Raw genomic sequence first — 18,692 nt, 5'->3', positions numbered from 1 at the left:
GTATTTCTCAGAGAGAAGCGTTCGTATGCCTGTTTTTCTATGATAAGATGGAGTAAAATGGTCGAAAAGAAAGAGAAGTGATCGGTTTTGAAGTCTTTATGGTATGGGGGAACCATCTATACAATGGAAAAGGAAGGGCACACCGTCGACTCTGTTGTTGTCGAAGATGGACAAATTTTGGATACGGGCAGTTATCAGGCTATGAAAGAAAAATACATAGATGCAAAAGAGCAGCATTTAAAGGGAGCAACGATGTTTCCGGGCTTCGTGGATAGCCATCTTCACTTGATCGGCCATGGAGAAAAACTCATTCGGCTTGATTTATCAATGTGTACATCCAAGGAGGAAATCATAAAAAAAATTCGACTTGCTGAGACGGATGTAAGCGGGAATGACTGGTTAATAGGGGAAGGCTGGAATGAAAATCGTTTTTCTGATCCTTCATATTTAACGAAGGAAGATTTGGACGAGTTTTTTCCTGATCGGCCTGTCCTGCTGAAACGGATTTGCCGGCACGCAATCGTTGTCAATTCAAAAGCGTTACATGCGGCTGGAATTACAAAACAGACCCCGGATCCGGAAGGCGGAGTAATCGTAAGGAATGAAAACGGCAACCCTGCCGGCCTTTTGCATGATAAGGCTCAAGAATTGGTTTATCAAGTACTGCCGACTGTTGACTCTGCCTATTTAAATCGTGCTCTTCGATCAGCAATACAGGATTGCTATGAAAAAGGACTAACTGGCGGACATAGTGAGGATCTTTCTTACTACGGTCTAGCGGCTAATCCGATGAACGCCTACCAGGAAGTGATCGCAAATGAAGGCCTGCTGTTTCGCGCCCATTTGCTTGTCCATCATCTGGCATTGGACGAATGGCTTCAGTTGGATAAAAAAGAAAGCCCGTATATCGAATATGGTGCTATGAAGCTTTTTGCAGATGGAGCCTTAGGGGGGAGAACAGCGCTGTTAAAGGTGCCGTATCATGATGATCCGGATACGAATGGAGTGGAAATTCATAAGGAAAAGGAGCTTTATGAGCTTGTTGAAAAAGCGAGACAGCATCATATGGAAGTAGCTGTGCATGCCATAGGCGACCTTGCGTTTGAAAAGGTGCTTTCTGTTTTAGAAAAACTCCCTCCGCACAAAGGACGGCATGACAGAATCATTCATGCCCAGGTCGTGAATAGTGAGCTTGTCAAAAAAGCAGCAAAGCTTCCTGTATGTCTTGATTTGCAGCCCCATTTTCTTGCCAGTGACTTTCCTTGGGCGATTGACCGGTTAGGTGAGGAACGTGTGCGTCGCTCATTTGTCTGGAAAACTCTTCTGAAAGCAGGGATACCTTGTGCCGGGGGATCAGATGCACCGATTGAACCAGTCAGCCCGATCCTCGGCATTCAGTCGGCCGTTCTTCGCAAAAGCAGCCAGCCAGGCGACGAAACGGTTTATAATGAAGGCGAATGCTTATCGGTTTTTGAAGCAGTCAGCTTGTATACGAAAGGGAGTGCCGCGATCATTTATAAAGAAAATAAGCGCGGTATGATAAAAAAAGGATATGATGCCGATTTTACTATATTAGATAAAGATCTTTTTCAAATGGAAAAAGAGTATCTTCATCTGGCCACAGTGCAACAAACGGTCATTGCCGGGGAAATTGTTTATCGTCGTAAAAAAGCAGGCGCCTCATAACGGTCGCCTGCTTTTTCAAATCTAGAGAAATGTTCTTTTCACTTTTTGCCAGAAAGAATTATCTTTAAGCTTCACTGTTTTGACTGTCTTACCGTTAATGCCGATATCGAATTGTTTCACATGCTTGATGCTTAACGCTTCATTATCCAGGCCGATAACCGGGTGGGTATTGCCGTCCTGAACTACTTCGAGACGCAGTTTTCGCTGGCTGCTAAGAACAAATGGCGAACCAAGTGTTCTGTATGTATTATTATTTAATGAAGCAAGCTCCGTTACCTGCATACATGCCATTTGCGGATCTACAAGTGCCCCATGGACCGATTTATTATAGCCGCTGCTTCCGGTAGGCGTTGAAATAATCAATCCGTCTCCTCTAAAGGTTTCAAAATGCAAATCATCAATGAACAAATCAATGACGAAGGCTTTTATAATCCCGGAACGGATCGAAATCTCATTTAAACAATGAAATCGGTTTGTGTCGTCAATCGTTATATCTATGACGGGATACTTCCTTACGGAGATTTGATCATTCCGCATTGCTTCAATCATTTTATCCGTTTCATCGATTTGAAAATCGCAGTACAAATAGGGTTGTTTTTTCTGGGAGATGCCAAAATACAGACAGTCATCTCTGAATCCGGTCTTTCTGACAGCCTGCAAAAACGCCCCGTCTCCCCCTATACTAGCAATAATATTAGCGTCTTCGTAATTGTCCACGAGCTTAAACCCATGCTCCACTGCTAGAGATTGCAACTTATCTACTTGTCTTATCGTTGTTTCGTCTTTACTGTGAAAGAAAAATACATTTCGTCGCTGATCCATACGTCTCCTCCATTTTGTAAAATGAATAATATTTTCCCATAATCCCTTAATATGATAAAATACCCTTTGTTTAAGTTTATCATGATTGTATGTACGATTGAAAGATTGAAACCTTTACATTTGCAGTACGTATAGAAAGGAAGAGGAGGAGACTTAGAATGAATGCAAAACGTTGGATTGCTTTAGCCATTGCATTAGGAGTGTTTTTGATTTCCGCAATGATGAGCTTATTTATGGCGATATTTGAATTTTCAAGCAGTGATTTAGCAGCTGATTTAGGAAATGAGTACACGGAAAACGTAATTGAGGAAGGGGCAGTGGACAGTAAAATAGCTGTTCTTGAGGTGAACGGAACGATTCAAGACACCGGCAGTGACGGCGGCGGACTCCTTGATTCATCAGGCTATAATCATAGAGGGTTTCTAAAGATGCTTGATCAGGCAAAGGAAGACAGCTCTATTAAAGGAATTCTCCTTAGGGTAAATTCACCTGGAGGCGGAGTGGTCGAAAGTGCAGAATTACATAAAAAATTAGAGGAAATCAAAGCGGAGACGAAAAAACCGATATACGTGTCAATGGGCACAATGGCGGCTTCCGGAGGATATTATATTTCAACGTCTGCGGATAAAATTTTTGCCGCTCCAGATACGATGACAGGTTCTCTCGGAGTGATTATGCAAGGAACGAATTATGCAGAGCTTGCCGACAGGTTCGGAATTAAATTTGATACCGTAAAAAGCGGCGAATATAAGGATATTATGTCACCTTCAAAAGATATGACTAAAGGCGACCGAGAGATTCTTCAAAAAATTGTTAATAATGCGTATGAAGGTTTTGTTGACGTAATCGAGAACGGACGGAATTTGCCTGAAGATCAGGTGAAAAAAATCGCAGACGGCCGCATTTATGACGGACGTCAAGCGAAGGACTTAAATTTAGTTGATGAGCTTGGATACTACGAAGATGCAATTGCCGCAATGAAAAAAGATAATAAAAATCTAAAGGGTGCATCGGTCGTTGGGTATGAAGAAAATGCCAGCTGGCAGTCGTTACTCTCGATGAGTGCAAGTAAAGTGTTTGGCAAGGAAGCAGAATTTTTAAATTTAACAGGACTGCTGTCACAGGGGAATTCTCCTCGGGCCATGTACTTGTATTCTAAATAAGGAGGGAGAAAGATGGACTCAACATTCGATGATGGAAATCCAGTCAAAGAAGCTTCACATGAGACAGCCCATGATACGCGGAACTTTGAAACAGAGCATGCCTATGCTGGCTTTTGGATCAGGTTTTGGGCGTATTTGCTTGATGGCATAGTTGTTTGGGGCATTACGAATTTAACAGTAGAGCCGCTCTTTACCTTATTGAATCTTGAAAAGAAGGTCGGGCTTTTCACAATATCGCCATATACTGTTTCTATCTCCATATTGTTTTTGCTGTATTTTTTCCTGATGACCTTCTTTTTTCATCAAACGCTCGGAAAAATGGTGTTTGGCCTTAAGGTTATTTCAATAGGTAAGGAAAAAGAGCTGACGTGGAGCTCTCTGTTATTCAGAGAAGTAATCGGGAGATACATTCATAACTTCGCTTTTTTATATATCGTTGTCGGAGTGACGCCGAAGAAACAGGGTATTCATGATTTTTTTGCTGATACAACGGTCATTCACGAAAAACTTTATAAAAAACAATGAACGGAACCTGGCTTTTTAGAGCCAGGTTTATTTTATTTCCATTTGGCGATAATGCTTTGTTGAAAGGATGTGAAAGCTTCTCCTATGTTTTTTTTAGCTTTTGGATTAATTCTTGTTGCCCTGTTATTTGTTATGAAAATTTCAATAACTATAAGATATAAGCATGACAAAGATGATGACAGACTCACGATTGTCATCAGGCTTCTGGGGGGATTGGTGAAAATCAAAAAAGAATTCCCTTCGATAAAGGTGAATAAAGAGGATCAAACGATTGATGTAAAATCAGAATCCAATGTCGGAAAGAAAGAAAGCAAAGGAAAAGTCGGCAGTGAAGATATGCAAAATTACTTCGAACAACTTAATGAAATAAAAAAGCGGGTCGTTCACTTGCAAAAAATAGTCAGACGATTTTTAAAGCATGTTCATGTAACTGAATTCCGATGGAAATCTGTAATCGGAATAAATGATGCTGCATTAACAGGAATCATATGCGGGAGCGCGTGGGCCATCAAAGGTTCGTGTATTGCTTTGCTGGATCAGAATTTAAAATTGAAAATCAGGCCTGAAATTGAAGTGATTCCTTCCTTTTTTCACGCTGAGTCAAAAACGAATCTGACGTGTATATTATCTTTCCGGATGGGACATGCTATGGGTGCAGCGATTCGATTACTTACATATTGGCGAGGGAGCAAGCGAACGCTTGTCAATAAGCCTCAGCCTTTAGAATCTAAAAGCTAGAAAAAAACCATCTCAGGCTGTGTAAGGAGGAAAGAAAATGGCAGATCATCCGATCCAAGGCTTAATGAAAACGGCAATGGAAAACTTAAAAGAAATGATTGATGTCAATACGATTATAGGTGACCCTGTAGAAACTCCGGATGGCAGTGTAATCTTAACTGTATCCAAAGTGGGGTTTGGTTTTGCAGCAGGCGGCAGTGAATTCAACGCCGCAAACCTCCAATCAAAATCTGCTGATGGAGAAAGAAAAGAGCATAAGCTTCCCTTCGGAGGCGGCAGCGGAGGCGGGGTATCAATCACACCGATCGCCTTTTTAATTGTAGGATCGACAGGGGTCAGAATGCTTCATTTGGATGAAAATACCCATTTGCTTGAAAAACTGGTTGAATCCGCGCCGCAAGCGATTGAGCGGATCCAAGACATGTTTAAAAAGAACGAAAAAGATCATAGAAGAGATAAAAATCTTCAAGAAGATATTCAATTGTAAAGAAGCCGATTGCATATGCAGTTGGCTTTTTGCCTGAATAACTATAATCATATTGCTTTGCAGAATGGCCTAATCTCTTTTATAGTAGAACTATACATATTGAAGGAGGGTATTGAATTGGCTGAAATTACATTTAAAGGGAATCCTGTAACGCTAATAGGTGAAGAAGTAAAGGTAGGGGATCAGGCACCTGATTTTACAGTATTGTCTAATTCTTTGGAAGAGGTAACACTTTCACAAATTAAAGGAAAAGCTGCTGTTTTATCGGTAGTTCCATCATTGGATACAGGCGTATGCGATGCGCAAACTCGCAAATTTAATGAAGAAGCAGTAAATTTAGGGCCGGTGAATGTATATACAATAAGTGCAGATTTACCATTTGCGCAAAAGCGCTGGTGCGGAGCTAACGGCATTGAAAACGTGGAAACACTGTCTGATCATCGTGAGATGTCTTTCGGTGAAGCGTTCGGTGTCTATATTAAGGAATTGAGGTTGCTCGCCCGTGCCGTTTTTGTTCTGGATGAGAACGGGAAAGTTGTTTACACAGAATACGTTAGTGAAGCAACGAATCATCCTGACTATGAAAAAGCAATAGAGGCAGCTAAATCAGCTGTAAAATAAGGGCACGAAAAGCTTCGGTTTTGACCGGGGCTTTTTTTTTCGCTATGATGAACAATGGATAAAGCTCACCTCTGGCGGGAACGATGGAGGTTAAGGAGAGTAAGCAATGCAAAGAAATAATATTGAACGATTGTACGATTTTATGGATTCAGCTGCCGAATTTATTTCAGAAGATTTGCAGGTATCCTATCTGGAAGCTCTTGCAGAAGCAGGTGAAGTATTCCTGGAAAAATCCCTGCACCTGGACCTATCAGAGGAGAAAGCCGAGAAGATAAAAGAGCTATTACAGAAATATGATGATATTGATGAGCTTGAGGCAGAAACGGTTCGAAAAGCTCTTCAGCTGTCTTTGTTAAAAAGTATGAAAAATTACCATCCAAACCGGCAAATGACACCTGATACGATTGGTTTGTTTATTAGTTATTTATTTAATAAATTCAATCAAGGGACAGAGCCGGTCAGTATAATGGATCCTGCGGTTGGAACGGGAAATCTTTTATTTACCGTTTTGAATCATATGTCCGGCAAGTTGGGCAAAATATATGGGGCAGACATAGATGATATTTTAATACAACTTGCTTTTATACAAGCCGATATGCAAAAGAAAGAAGTCAGCTTTTTTAATCAAGACAGCCTACAGCTCGTTTTTGCCGAGCAAGTGGATACGATCATCAGTGATCTGCCGGTTGGTTATTATCCAAATGACGAAGCCGCAAAGAGTTATCAACTTAAGGCAGATGAAGGTCATTCCTTCTCACATTACTTATTTATTGAACAGAGCCTTAGATATACAAAACCGGGAGGCCATTTGTTTTTTGTTATTCCAAATCAGCTGTTCGTCGGACCGGAAAGCAAAAAGCTCACCTCGTTTTTAACAGAAGAAGCTTATATTTATGCCATATTAAAACTCCCTTCTTCTATTTTTAAAAACGAATCCTTCGGAAAAAGCATACTTGTATTACGGAAAAAAGGAGATAACATTACAGCGCCCAAGCAAATTTTGGCTGCCGATCTTCCTTCATTCTCTGATAAAAATGGCATGGTACGTATAATGAATCAATTGGAACGATGGATTAAGGAAAATACAGACCACAAGACAGAACGGTGAAGTTCTGTCTTGTTTTTTAAGGCTTATGTTTACTCTTTTTTCCAGAAAATAATTTTAAAATGAAAGCACTATCATAACTGATAAGGCTTGCAAAGTATGTTTTTCAATGTTTAAATGAATAAGTCAGATTATTGATAAGTAGTTTTTTACAGATCATTTATACTGCTTGATAGCTTGGAGCAGAACAAATACTTCCTGAAAAATTCAAAAGGGCCAAGCGACATACCCTTGTAAACGTTGAATTTTCATTATATACCTGAGTAAAAGGAGCGACATTCATGTCCAAAATCATTGCAATTAACGCGGGAAGCTCTTCATTAAAATTTCAACTGTTTGAAATGCCCAGTGAAAAAGTCCTTACGAAAGGCTTAGTTGAACGGATCGGTATGGATCAAGGCATATTCACCATTTCTGTAAACGGTGAAAAAAACACGGAAACAACAGACATTTCGAATCATGCCATTGCCGTAAAAATGCTTTTGAAAAAGCTCACTGAGTTTCAAATCATTCAAGATTTAAATGAAATTGACGGAATTGGGCACCGAGTAGTCCACGGAGGAGAAAAATTCAGCGATTCGACTTTATTGACGGATGAAACGATCAGGGAGATCGAAGAGATTTCAGAACTTGCTCCGCTGCACAATCCGGCAAACCTCGTTGGAATTAAAGCCTTCAAGGAAATACTTCCGCAAGTTCCTGCAGTTGCTGTTTTTGACACTGCGTTTCATCAAACAATGCCTGAGCAATCTTATTTATATAGCCTTCCTTATGAATATTATGAGAAATTTGGCATCCGTAAATATGGATTCCATGGAACTTCCCATAAATACGTAACGGAACGTGCTGCTGAACTGCTTGGACGTCCTTTGGAAGAGCTTCGTTTGATATCAGCCCATTTAGGTAATGGTGCCAGCATCGCAGCAGTAGAAGGCGGCAAATCAATTGATACGTCTATGGGCTTCACCCCTCTTGCCGGAGTAGCGATGGGTACACGCTCTGGAAACATTGATCCTGCTTTGATTCCTTTTATTATGGAAAAAACAGGCCAAACAGCGGAAGAAGTGCTGAACGTCTTAAATAAGAAAAGCGGACTACTTGGAATCTCCGGTCTTTCCAGCGACCTTCGTGATATCCATGAAGCAGCCCTTGAAGGAAATCAGCGTGCTGAAGTAGCCCTAGATGTTTTTGCAGAACGAATTCATAAATACATCGGTTCATACGCTGCAAGAATGCGCGGAATTGACGCGATTATTTTTACTGCCGGAATCGGTGAAAATAGCGCCGAAGTTCGTTCACGCGTTCTTAACGGACTTGAGTTCATGGGCGTATACTGGGACCCTGCATTAAATAATACGCACGGTGAAGAAGCATTTATCAACTACCCGCATTCCCCTGTAAAGGTAATCATTATTCCAACAAATGAAGAAGTCATGATTGCCAGAGACGTAGAAAGAATTGCGAAAAAAACGTTGATTTAACAGTGATTTAAACAACCTCCTTTCATGTTATAAACCAGCATGAGAGGAGGTTGTTTTTTATTTGTTGAGAAAATACATATTGCATTTTCTTAGAGATCCGCCGGCATTTTGGCTGCGTAATACATTTAGGAGGAGGCAGGTCTTGTTCGGAAGATCGCCGGAGGAAAATCCGCATGATCTAACAGGCCGGAATCCATGCAACCACACAAGTTTTTCCCACAAGAAACCTCTGAATAACCAATTTCAGAGGCTCCAAAAGATTAGTTGAAAATAGTGATATCAGATGTTGGAGCGAAGTAAGTAACAACCAGAACTACAGGAGAATGTTGTTCAATAGTTGAGCCTGTAGGGACAGTAATGACAAGTTTCCCAGTCCCTGAACCTCCGGGAGTGTAGTCTAATAAATCTTCCATTTGCAGTACACCATTCACATAAACGTTGTAATAACTATTATCTGCAGTTAATGCAGGAAGTGCAGTTGCGTCTGCTCCAGTATCTGTCCAGAAGTCTTCAACAGCAATTGTTAAATTTCCTTTTCCGGTTACAGTTTCTGCAGCCTCGTTAAAAAATCTTTTAACTGTTGGTACTACAGTAACTGTTGAATCAGTAGTAATTGCAGGCTTCATGATTTGAAGTGGCAATCATTTTCCCTCCCTTTCATCAGATCACTTCATATTATGTAAATGTATAGACAGTTGCCTATAAATTTTTTATAAAGGATTAAAAAATAAACAGGCACATTTTTAAACTGAATTGATAAAATGTAGAGGATTTATCCAGGTCGAAGGATGAAGTCAATTGTCCGCAGAAGTCCGAATTGTTTACCTGTCAAAGTGAAGTTTCAGTAGTTCGGAGTGATGAATAAATGAACGATAAAGGAAATGTAAAAAAACCATTGCTTACTATACCGACTGTAGCTTCAGAAGAGGTTCAATTCCATATACCTAAGAAATTAAACATTTATGAGTTTTATACGATTTCAGATGGCCAAAAAAGAATTTACACAGAAGAAGATGGAATCAATGACTTAGGAAAGCAAGTCATACTTGACCCTTGTAAAGTATCATACATGAATCTTTTTATAAACGGAGTGTTGCAGCCTAAGGAAAGCTACGATGTACAGAGCGGAGCCATCATATTGAAAACATCTGACGTACCGACTGAAGGAGCGCCGTTAATCCTGCAAATGATAAAATTATGAACCCCAGTGCATGGTTATGTTTTGTTTTCATTTAGCCTTATAAACAGAATCGTGTATACTGTTTACAAGGCTTTTTATGTATTAATTTTCAGGGGTGAAACAATGAGCGTAGAGGAACACAAAAAAGAAGCGCCCAATCGGGTGTCCTGTCATGTTATAACGGTCAGTGACACTAGAACTTATGAAACCGATAAAAGCGGCAAATTAATGATTGAACTCCTAAAAAAAGCTGGCCATATTGTCATCAGGCATCACATTGTAAAGGACGAGCTTGAAGCCATAAGAGAATGTGTCCTTGCGGGATGCAGAGATAATGAAACCGATGCTGTTCTTTTAAATGGCGGGACGGGAATTGCCTCAAGAGACGTCACGATAGAGGCGATATCTCCTTTGTTTGATAAAACGATACCCGGGTTCGGCGAGTTATTCAGGATGCTTAGTTATACAGAGGATATTGGTTCAGCAGCGATTCTTTCAAGAGCAGAAGCAGGAGTTATTATGCATACAGCCGTTTTTTCCACACCCGGATCCAGCGGTGCCGTTAAGCTTGCAATGAATAAACTCATCGTACCGGAAATTGCCCATGTGATAAGGGAAATAAGGAAGGATAGGCAATCAAATACTTAACCTTTTTATTCATCCAATCGAGTGGATGAATTTTTTTTATGAAAAGGTTGAAAAAAGAAAAATAACTTGTTAGAGTATATACATATCAAATGCATTTTTATGAATAAAAACTAATTTTTATACACATCTGTGAGAGGGGTCTTCAAAATGGTCCAAAAGAAAAAAGTAGTCCTTGCATATTCAGGAGGTCTTGATACTTCTGTTGCGATAAAATGGTTTCAAGAACAAAATTATGATGTCATTGCATGTTGCCTGGATGTTGGTGAAGGAAAAGATTTAGCGTTTGTTCAGCAAAAAGCACTTCAGGTTGGCGCATCAAAATCGTATGTGATCGATGCAAAAGAAGAGTTTGCCGCTGATTTTGCCATGACTGCATTAAAGGCGAATACGATGTATGAAGGAAAATATCCGCTTGTTTCCGCTCTTAGCCGTCCATTGATTTCCAAAAAGCTGGTCGAGGTTGCGGAGCAAGAAAATGCTCAAGCTGTAGCTCACGGCTGTACTGGAAAAGGAAACGACCAGGTTCGTTTTGAAGTTTCGATCAAATCTCTAAATCCTGATTTAGAAGTGCTTGCACCTGTTCGTGATTGGCAATGGTCACGGGAGGAAGAAATTGAATACGCCCAAAAACACGGAGTTCCGGTTCCAATCAAACTTGACAGCCCGTACAGCGTTGATCAAAACCTTTGGGGCAGAAGCAATGAGTGTGGTGTATTAGAGGATCCTTGGGCTGCACCTCCGGAAGGAGCTTACGATTTGACTCAGCCGCTTGAAAATACGCCGGATACACCTGAAACGATCGAAATTTCGTTTGAAAAAGGTATCCCTGTTGCGCTGAATGGTGTTTCTTATACTCCAGCGAACATCATCTTAAAGCTTAATGAAGTGGCAGGCAAGCACGGTGTCGGAAGAATTGACCATGTGGAAAACCGGCTTGTTGGTATCAAATCAAGAGAAATCTACGAATGTCCGGGTGCTGTTACGCTCTTAAAAGCACACAAAGAGCTCGAAGATTTAACTTTAGTTAAAGAAGTTGCTCATTTTAAACCTGTCATTGAACAAAAAATGGCTGAAGTCATTTATAACGGCTTATGGTTTTCTCCGCTGACTAAGGCTCTTCAAGCATTTTTAGAAGAGACGCAAAAAAATGTGTCAGGCGTCGTGCGCGTAAAACTATTTAAAGGCCATGCTATTGTCGAAGGGCGCAAATCCGAATATTCCCTTTACGATGAAAAGCTTGCAACGTATACAAAAGAAGATGCGTTCGATCATAATGCAGCGATCGGCTTTATTGAGCTTTGGGGCTTGCCTACGAAAGTAAACAGTATGGTGAACAAAAAGGAGCAGGTTAAAGCATGAAAAAGCTGTGGGGAGGCCGATTTCAAAAAACACCAGAAAAATGGGTCGATGAATTTGGAGCTTCCATCTCATTTGACCAGCAACTCGTAGAAGAAGATATTACAGGGTCTCTTGCCCATCTTGCTATGCTGAAAAAAACCGGGATTATTTCCGGAGAAGAAGAGCTCCAGATCAAAAGCGGGCTGGAGCGTCTTCTTGAAAAAGCAAAAAACAACGAGCTTCAGTTTAGCACCGATTATGAAGATATACACTTGAATCTGGAGAAGCTTTTGATTGATGAGATCGGCCCTCTAGGAGGCAAGCTTCATACGGCAAGGAGCCGGAATGACCAAGTAGCGACAGATATGCACCTGTATTTAAAAAAGAATACAGAGATGGTCATAGGGCTGATTGGCGAGTTCCAACACGAGCTAATCAAAAAGGCTGAGCAGCACGTGGAAACGATTTTGCCCGGTTATACCCATCTTCAGCGTGCCCAGCCGATTTCGTTTGCCCACCACCTTATGGCTTATTTTTGGATGTTGGAAAGGGATAAGGAGCGCTTTTCTGATTCCATGAAACGAATCAATAAATCTCCTCTTGGTTGCGGGGCGCTTGCCGGGACAACGTTCCCTATTGACAGGGAATATACCGCCCAGCTTCTTGGCTTTGATTCGATTTATGAAAACAGCCTTGATGGTGTGAGTGACCGGGACTTTATTCTCGAGTTTTTATCGAATAGCAGTCTTTTAATGATGCATCTTTCCAGATTTGCCGAGGAAATTATCTTTTGGTGCTCTCAGGAATTCAAATTCATTGAGCTTGATGATACTTATGCTACTGGAAGCAGCATGATGCCGCAAAAGAAAAACCCAGATATGGCTGAATTAATTCGCGGGAAAACTGGTCGGGTATACGGTAATTTAACCGGACTTCTTACGATCATGAAAGGACTTCCGCTTGCTTATAATAAGGATTTGCAAGAAGATAAGGAAGGTATGTTCGATACCGTGACAACAGTGGTAGGGAGCTTGAAGATTTTTGCCGGTATGATTGAAAGCATGAAAGTCAACGAGAACATAATGAAAACAGCTACGATGCAGGATTTTTCAAATGCAACCGAGCTCGCCGACTACCTGGCGAAAAAAGGAATGCCTTTCCGTGAAGCTCATGAAGTGGTTGGAAAACTTGTTTACACATGCATTGAAGAAAATAAATATTTACTTGATCTTTCATTGAATTCGTTCCGTGAGGCAAGCCATCTCTTTGAAGAGGACGTATTTGAGATACTAGATCCGTATGCGGCAGTTAAGAAGAGAATGAGTGCGGGCGGAACCGGTTTTAAGAAGGTAGAAGAAGCTATTGAAAAGGCAAAATCTATCATGTCAACTGTGAAAGAATAACTTGCCAAAATCGAGCCATCCTTTTAGGGTGGCTTATTTTTTTGTGATTTAGGAATGATATATTTGCAATTTTGTAGTAAAGTCAAGTTGTAGTGAAAAAGACAAGCTTTGGGGGTGAGGCTAAGATGAGAAGGCATGCTTTGATAACCGCTGGATCAAAGGGGTTAGGCAGGAAAGTGACAGAAGCTTTGCTTGAAAAAGGCTATTCAGTAACAGTCAATTACAGACAGGACGAAGAAGCCGTTAACCAGTTGAAAAAGCAGTTTAGCCAGTACCTTGATCGATTGCAATTTATCAAAGGGGATGCCACACAAAAGGATGACATGCGCCAATTGGTTCAAAAAGCCTTAACCCAATTTGGCAGAGTGGACTTTCTAATAAACAATGCAGGTCCTTATATTTTTCAAAGAAAGAAACTTGCAGACTATACAGACGAAGAATGGTATGAAATGATGGAAGGCAATTTAAGCGCTGTCTTTCACTTGTTCAAGGCGGTCATTCCCGCCATGAGGAGCCAGAGGTTTGGCAGAATCATTACATATGGCTTTCAAGGAGCCGGCCATGCGTCCGGTTGGCTTCACCGTTCCGCGTATGGAGCTGCAAAAACCGGGTTAGTATCACTGACCAAATCAATTGCCATCGAGGAAGCTGATGCAGGCATTACCGCCAATATGGTTTGTCCCGGTGATATCGTTGGCAAAATGAAAGAAGCATCGATTGATTATGCACGTTCTGTAGAGGAAAACAAAACTCCGATTGGCCGCTCAGGTACAGGGCAAGACATAGCAAGAATTATTACGTTTCTTTGTGAGAAAGATTCGGATATGATAACCGGAGCTGTGATTGAGGCTGCAGGAGGACTGGATGTTTTACGAGCTTCCTCGAGCCGTTAATGGTTTTACTCTTAACTTTTCAGGGAAAAAAGTATAAACGATTAAAAAAATGAGGTGTAACAATTGAAAGTATCATTTCATGGCCATTCAGTAGTTGCAGTGGAAACAAAAAGCCACCGAATTATCATTGATCCTTTTTTAACTGGGAATAATTTGACGGATTTAAAACCAGACGATGTCAAGGCGGATGTCATTTTACTTACACACGGACATAATGACCATGTGGGGGACACGGAGTTAATTGCCAAGAATAATGATGCGCTTGTCATTGCTCCAAATGAGCTTGCAGTTTATTTGGGATGGAAAGGCATAAAGGTTCACCCGCTCCATATTGGCGGAGGAAGAGAATTCGATTTCGGCAAAGTCAAATTAACGCAAGCGTTTCATGGTTCTGCTGTGACGGATGAGGAAAATAAAGAAATTATTTATACTGGCATGCCAGCAGGGATCTTGCTGACGGTCGATGATAAAACGGTTTACCATGCAGGTGATACTGGACTCTTTTCTGATCTAAAGCTGATTGGCGAGCTCAACTCAATTGACCTTGCCTTTTTACCGATCGGAGATAATTTTACGATGGGTCCTGATGATGCGAAAATTGCAGCTGAATGGGTTAGAGCAAAAAGAGTGGTTCCGATTCATTATAATACGTTTCCGCCGATCAAACAGGATCCTTATGCCTTTGCCGAAAGCCTGCCCGGCGGTGTAGGAAAGGTAATGGAAGTCGGAGATTCAATCGAATTGTAAGGTGAACCAATTCCGGATTTTTGGGGCAATTAATCCTAATGATGACTGAAAGTTCCCGGGGAGTGGGGCTTTCTGACCGTTTATGCGGGTGCAAACAAGTTCGCTTAACAGGCCTGAAGTTAGGCGGCTTGTTTTTTTTGCCGGGAATACAAGGCAACGTCGTATTGCGGATAATTCTGATTACCTATTATAATACATAGTAAGAATTGATTCTAGAAGGTGAACAGGTTGACAACCAAACACGAACAGATTTTGACATTTATTGACTCTTTGCCAGTGGGAGAAAAGATCTCGGTCAGAAGAATTGCCAAAGAGATGAAAGTAAGTGAAGGCACAGCCTATCGCGCCATTAAAGATGCAGAAAACAAAGGGTTCGTCAGTACAATTGAAAGAGTCGGCACGATTAGAATAGAAAAAAAGAAAAAAGAAAATATTGAAAAATTAACGTATGCAGAAGTCGTTAACGTAATAGATGGACAAGTCCTCGGAGGGAAATCAGGACTTCATAAGACATTGAATAAATTTGTCATTGGGGCAATGGAAATAGATGCAATGATGAGATATACAGGAGCCGGAAACTTGCTGATTGTCGGCAACAGGACTGACGCGCATCGTCATGCTCTGGCGGCTGGCGCAGCGGTGCTTGTGACCGGCGGTTTTGATACGGAGGAAGAGATTATCCGCTTGGCTGATCAGCATGAATTGCCGGTTATCTCGACAAGTTATGATACCTTTACAGTAGCTGCTATGATCAATCGTGCGATTTACGATCAGCTCATAAAAAAAGAGATAGTGATGGTGGAGGATATTTTAACCCCTTTGGAGCGGACAGTCTATCTTTCGCCGACAGACAAGCTGGAGAAATGGTATGAAAAGAATTCGGAAACAAGTCACGGCAGATTTCCCGTTATAGATAAACAGATGCGGATCCATGGAATTTTAACTTCGAAGGACATTGCAGGCTTTGATAAAAATGTCTTGGTTGAAAAAGTGATGACAAAAAAACCAATAACAGTGATCGGAAAAACCTCGGTCGCTTCTGCTGCCCAGCTAATGGTGTGGGAAGGGATCGAAGTATTGCCGGTTATTAACGATCATCAAAAGCTCATCGGAATGATTAGCAGACAGGATGTATTAAAGGCTCTGCAAATGATTCAAAAGCAGCCCCAGGTTGGAGAGAAGCTTGATGACATCGTAGCAGGAGGATTCAAAGAAACTGAAGAAAGCAAGGATACGAGTGGGGCCCGTTATCAGTATGAAGTTGCCCCGCAAATGACAAATCAGCTTGGCACCATTTCTTATGGGGTATTTACGACGATTTTGACCGAGGCCGCCAACCGATATTTGCGATCAAGAAAAAAAGGCGAGGTTGTGATTGAAAATATTACGATCTTTTTTCTAAAGCCTGTTCAAATGGAGGCCGTGATTGAAATCGAACCGAAAATACTTGAAGTCGGCAGGAAGTTCGGAAAATTGGACGTCGAAGTGTTTCATCAGGGAAACATTGTCGGCAAAGCTATGATGATGGTACAGCTCATGGAAAGAAGCTAAAGGGACGATTTTGCCGCCCCTCATGCATGATGGTTCTCTCTTTGCAATTCTTTTTCAAAAATAGGGCTGTAATACCTGTATGCTTTATAGCCAGCCCAAACACTGCCGGCACCGACCAAAATAAACAAGATTCCGATGACTACGGCCAAAGTAGATCGGTTTAATAGAAGCTGATTCAGGCCGAAAGAGACGATAAACAGACCTAGTGACATGCTTGATTTCGAATTTAAAACGTCTTTTTCAATCGAACGTTTCGCACGGATGGCCCGCACTTTATAAAATAAGTAGGCAAAGGCAAAAAGACAAATGATTAACGTAAGAACAAGCATAATTTTTCCCCCAATTGTCAGTCGTCACATTCTTATTTTATCGGTAGTTGTGATTTCTTTCTAGCTGTAAATGTTTTTCTTTTAACCTCGTTGTGTTTAAATGAAATGAAGAAGTCTTTCAAAAAAGGAGCAAACGGATGAAAAGTGAAGTAATAAAAACGATATCATTATATGACACAATAATAATACATAGACATGTAAGGCCAGATCCGGATGCTTATGGTTCCCAGTGCGGGCTTGCGGAACTATTGAAGCAATCGTATCCGCATAAAAAAATTTATGTGGCTGGAACTCCTGAGCCTTCCCTTTCCTTTTTATATCCGATGGATGAAATCGAAGATGAGATTTATAAAGGAGCGCTCGTCATTGTTTGTGATACCGCGAACCAAGCGCGGATTTGCGATTCCCGCTTTGGGAAAGGCGATAAGCTTATTAAAATTGACCACCACCCAAATGAAGACCCTTACGGGGACCTTTTATGGGTAGATACCGAAGCAAGTTCTGTTAGTGAGATGATCTATGAGCTTTACCTTGAAGGAAAAAATGCAGGCTGGGAAATCTCCACGAAAGCCGCTGAGCTGATTTATGCCGGAATCGTCGGAGATACCGGACGTTTTCTTTTTCCAAATACAACGAAAAAGACATTAAAATATGCGGGGGAGCTGATCGAATATCCATTTTCTTCTACAGTGCTGTTCGATCAATTATATGAAACGAAACTGCAAGTGGTTAAACTCAATGGTTACATTTATCAGCATGTTGAATTATCTGAAGCCGGAGTCGCTTCCGTCATTATCAAAAAAGATATTTTGGAGAAATACAAAGTTACCGCAACTGAGGCTTCTCAGCTGGTAGGGACACTCGGAAGCATATCAGGCATTAAAGCGTGGGTATTCTTTGTTGAAGAAGAAAATCAAATCAGAGTAAGATTCAGATCGAAAGGGCCAGTCATTAATGAAATCGCTAAAAAATATAAGGGCGGCGGTCATCCGTTAGCCGCCGGAGCATCGATTTCAGAATGGAGCACTGTCAGTGAAATTATTGACGACCTGGAAGAGCTGTGCAAAGCATTCTAATGGATTCGGGCTTTCTACTTTGAAAGCCTTTTTTGCCTGCTTCTATTTGGCAAAAGAAATCCTGAGCTGAACAGAGAGCCTTGTGTAAATGATGAGCTCCTCTACTTTTACTTGATAGTCATGGCCGTCGCCTTTAAAGCGTTTGTTTTCGATTGAACGCTTTAAAATTTCTTTCGTTTGATAAACACTTTCAATATCCTTTGTGATGACCTCGGATATTTGATCTTTAATTTCCTCTTCAATGGCTAATCGGTCGGGCTGTGAAATTCTGTACTGTTCGGCATTGATCAGGTTCACTTCCACGCTTTGAATCAGCAGCTTCCGTTTATTGTCTTCGTTCAATTTATAGAGGTCGTTCTGAAAAAGCTTAATCTGTTCGTTCAGATCCGAAATGTGCTCTCTTTGCTCCTTTATGAGTGTGACCTGCTTCTGCTGGAATGTACCGTATGTAAAAAGAAAGAAAAACCAGGTAACGATGGCTCCGAAAATCATCCCGGCAAAAAAACGCTCCCAGCTCGGTTTTTTATGATAAGGCGGGATTCTCATGAAGAAATGTGCTCCTGGGTCAGCCATGAAATAATCAGCTGTCCTGTATTGGCACCGCCCATTGCAGATACGATTAAGAGAACCTGTTTAAACATATCCCATGTGTTGCCGGCAAATATGCCCCGCTCAAAGCTGTGGACGGCATCAAACGTACCGCCAATCGCTGCGACGAGCGCCCAGATCTTCAAATTTTTTGCCAAATCGTCAATGACGCTTAGCGGAGGCTGTCCGGATAAATAAGCTCCGATTCCGCCGATAAATGAGCCGCCTAAAAGCACGCCTAACGCGATAAAATAGCAGTTAATAAAGTTTGGGAGAAACGATTCACTCTCATTCATTTTTTTCACCTCGCC

The 18,692-nt window shown here is 41.2% G+C and carries 21 protein-coding genes; 16 read left to right on the top strand and 5 right to left on the bottom strand.

Translation table 11 applies throughout. The annotated features are described in order from the left end of the window. Positions 1-87: 87 nt before the first annotated feature. The gene (locus tag AM592_RS10745; RefSeq protein WP_053603806.1) at positions 88-1,686 is read left to right on the top strand and encodes an amidohydrolase; all 1,599 of its coding nucleotides are present in this window, start codon (positions 88-90) and stop codon (positions 1,684-1,686) included. 21 nt (positions 1,687-1,707) lie between these two features. Here the strand turns inward: AM592_RS10745 and AM592_RS10740 are convergent, their stop codons facing one another. Next, the gene (locus AM592_RS10740) at positions 1,708-2,508 is read right to left on the bottom strand and encodes an NAD kinase (protein ID WP_053603805.1); all 801 of its coding nucleotides are present in this window, start codon (positions 2,506-2,508) and stop codon (positions 1,708-1,710) included. A gap of 158 nt (positions 2,509-2,666) precedes the next feature. Here AM592_RS10740 and sppA point away from each other — a divergent pair, with 158 nt between their 5' ends. The 7 genes from sppA (at position 2,667) to AM592_RS10705 (ending at position 8,628) form a co-directional block, all read left to right on the top strand. Next, the gene (gene sppA, locus AM592_RS10735) at positions 2,667-3,671 is read left to right on the top strand and encodes a signal peptide peptidase SppA (RefSeq protein WP_053603804.1); all 1,005 of its coding nucleotides are present in this window, start codon (positions 2,667-2,669) and stop codon (positions 3,669-3,671) included. Positions 3,672-3,683: 12 nt separating this feature from the next. Continuing rightward, on the top strand, positions 3,684-4,196 hold the full coding sequence (locus tag AM592_RS10730; protein WP_053603803.1) for an RDD family protein: 513 nt from the start codon (positions 3,684-3,686) through the stop codon (positions 4,194-4,196). An 84-nt stretch (positions 4,197-4,280) separates the two neighbouring features. Then, positions 4,281-4,934 (top strand): DUF2953 domain-containing protein, encoded by a 654-nt coding sequence (locus tag AM592_RS10725; protein ID WP_053603802.1) that lies wholly within the window; start codon positions 4,281-4,283, stop codon positions 4,932-4,934. A 37-nt stretch (positions 4,935-4,971) separates the two neighbouring features. Then, positions 4,972-5,421: a GerW family sporulation protein gene (gene ytfJ / locus AM592_RS10720; protein WP_053603801.1), complete on the top strand. Its 450-nt coding sequence runs from the start codon at positions 4,972-4,974 to the stop codon at positions 5,419-5,421. Between the two features lie 117 nt (positions 5,422-5,538). Next, complete coding sequence (gene tpx, locus AM592_RS10715) at positions 5,539-6,042, top strand: thiol peroxidase (protein WP_053603800.1); 504 nt, start codon at positions 5,539-5,541, stop codon at positions 6,040-6,042. A 106-nt stretch (positions 6,043-6,148) separates the two neighbouring features. After that, positions 6,149-7,150, top strand: coding sequence for a class I SAM-dependent methyltransferase (locus AM592_RS10710; protein WP_053603799.1), 1,002 nt, complete (start codon positions 6,149-6,151; stop codon positions 7,148-7,150). A 278-nt stretch (positions 7,151-7,428) separates the two neighbouring features. Continuing rightward, on the top strand, positions 7,429-8,628 hold the full coding sequence (locus AM592_RS10705) for an acetate kinase (protein WP_053603798.1): 1,200 nt from the start codon (positions 7,429-7,431) through the stop codon (positions 8,626-8,628). A 260-nt stretch (positions 8,629-8,888) separates the two neighbouring features. On the opposite strand, the gene AM592_RS10700 is transcribed toward AM592_RS10705, so the two are convergent. Next, the gene (locus AM592_RS10700) at positions 8,889-9,269 is read right to left on the bottom strand and encodes a DUF4183 domain-containing protein (RefSeq protein WP_053603797.1); all 381 of its coding nucleotides are present in this window, start codon (positions 9,267-9,269) and stop codon (positions 8,889-8,891) included. A gap of 224 nt (positions 9,270-9,493) precedes the next feature. On the opposite strand from AM592_RS10700, the gene AM592_RS10695 reads away from it, so the two are divergent. From AM592_RS10695 to AM592_RS10665, 7 genes are all read left to right on the top strand, one after another. Next, entirely contained in the window at positions 9,494-9,829 is a 336-nt protein-coding gene (locus AM592_RS10695) for a DUF4183 domain-containing protein (protein WP_053603796.1), read from the top strand. Positions 9,830-9,931: 102 nt separating this feature from the next. Beyond that, complete coding sequence (locus AM592_RS10690; RefSeq protein ID WP_053603795.1) at positions 9,932-10,456, top strand: MogA/MoaB family molybdenum cofactor biosynthesis protein; 525 nt, start codon at positions 9,932-9,934, stop codon at positions 10,454-10,456. A gap of 147 nt (positions 10,457-10,603) precedes the next feature. Next, the gene (locus tag AM592_RS10685) at positions 10,604-11,815 is read left to right on the top strand and encodes an argininosuccinate synthase (protein ID WP_053603794.1); all 1,212 of its coding nucleotides are present in this window, start codon (positions 10,604-10,606) and stop codon (positions 11,813-11,815) included. Beyond that, on the top strand, positions 11,812-13,197 hold the full coding sequence (gene argH, locus AM592_RS10680; protein WP_053603793.1) for an argininosuccinate lyase: 1,386 nt from the start codon (positions 11,812-11,814) through the stop codon (positions 13,195-13,197). Before AM592_RS10685 ends, argH begins: the two co-directional genes overlap by 4 nt. Before the next feature lie 125 nt (positions 13,198-13,322). After that, entirely contained in the window at positions 13,323-14,090 is a 768-nt protein-coding gene (locus AM592_RS10675) for an SDR family oxidoreductase (protein WP_053603792.1), read from the top strand. A 63-nt stretch (positions 14,091-14,153) separates the two neighbouring features. Beyond that, positions 14,154-14,837 carry a metal-dependent hydrolase gene (locus tag AM592_RS10670; protein WP_053603791.1) on the top strand — a complete coding sequence of 228 codons (684 nt, stop codon included), beginning with the start codon at positions 14,154-14,156 and terminating at the stop codon, positions 14,835-14,837. Between the two features lie 228 nt (positions 14,838-15,065). Next, positions 15,066-16,388 carry a DRTGG domain-containing protein gene (locus AM592_RS10665; RefSeq protein WP_053603790.1) on the top strand — a complete coding sequence of 441 codons (1,323 nt, stop codon included), beginning with the start codon at positions 15,066-15,068 and terminating at the stop codon, positions 16,386-16,388. Between the two features lie 20 nt (positions 16,389-16,408). Here the strand turns inward: AM592_RS10665 and AM592_RS10660 are convergent, their stop codons facing one another. Next, positions 16,409-16,717, bottom strand: a complete 309-nt coding sequence (locus tag AM592_RS10660; RefSeq protein WP_053603789.1) for a YtpI family protein — start codon at positions 16,715-16,717, stop codon at positions 16,409-16,411. 137 nt (positions 16,718-16,854) lie between these two features. On the opposite strand from AM592_RS10660, the gene AM592_RS10655 reads away from it, so the two are divergent. Continuing rightward, on the top strand, positions 16,855-17,793 hold the full coding sequence (locus AM592_RS10655) for a DHH family phosphoesterase (protein ID WP_053603788.1): 939 nt from the start codon (positions 16,855-16,857) through the stop codon (positions 17,791-17,793). Positions 17,794-17,835: 42 nt separating this feature from the next. Here the strand turns inward: AM592_RS10655 and ytrI are convergent, their stop codons facing one another. Then, on the bottom strand, positions 17,836-18,339 hold the full coding sequence (gene ytrI, locus AM592_RS10650) for a sporulation membrane protein YtrI (protein WP_053603787.1): 504 nt from the start codon (positions 18,337-18,339) through the stop codon (positions 17,836-17,838). After that, a complete protein-coding gene (locus tag AM592_RS10645; RefSeq protein ID WP_053603786.1) occupies positions 18,336-18,677 on the bottom strand; it encodes a sporulation membrane protein YtrH in 342 nt (113 codons plus the stop codon). Before AM592_RS10645 ends, ytrI begins: the two co-directional genes overlap by 4 nt. Positions 18,678-18,692 lie beyond the last annotated feature (15 nt).

Origin of the sequence: Bacillus gobiensis (genome assembly GCF_001278705.1) — a bacterium.
Classification (GTDB): Bacteria; Bacillota; Bacilli; order Bacillales; family Bacillaceae; genus Bacillus; species Bacillus gobiensis.
Note: the sequence above shows the minus strand (reverse complement) of the source record. Positions and strands in the feature narration are given on the sequence as shown.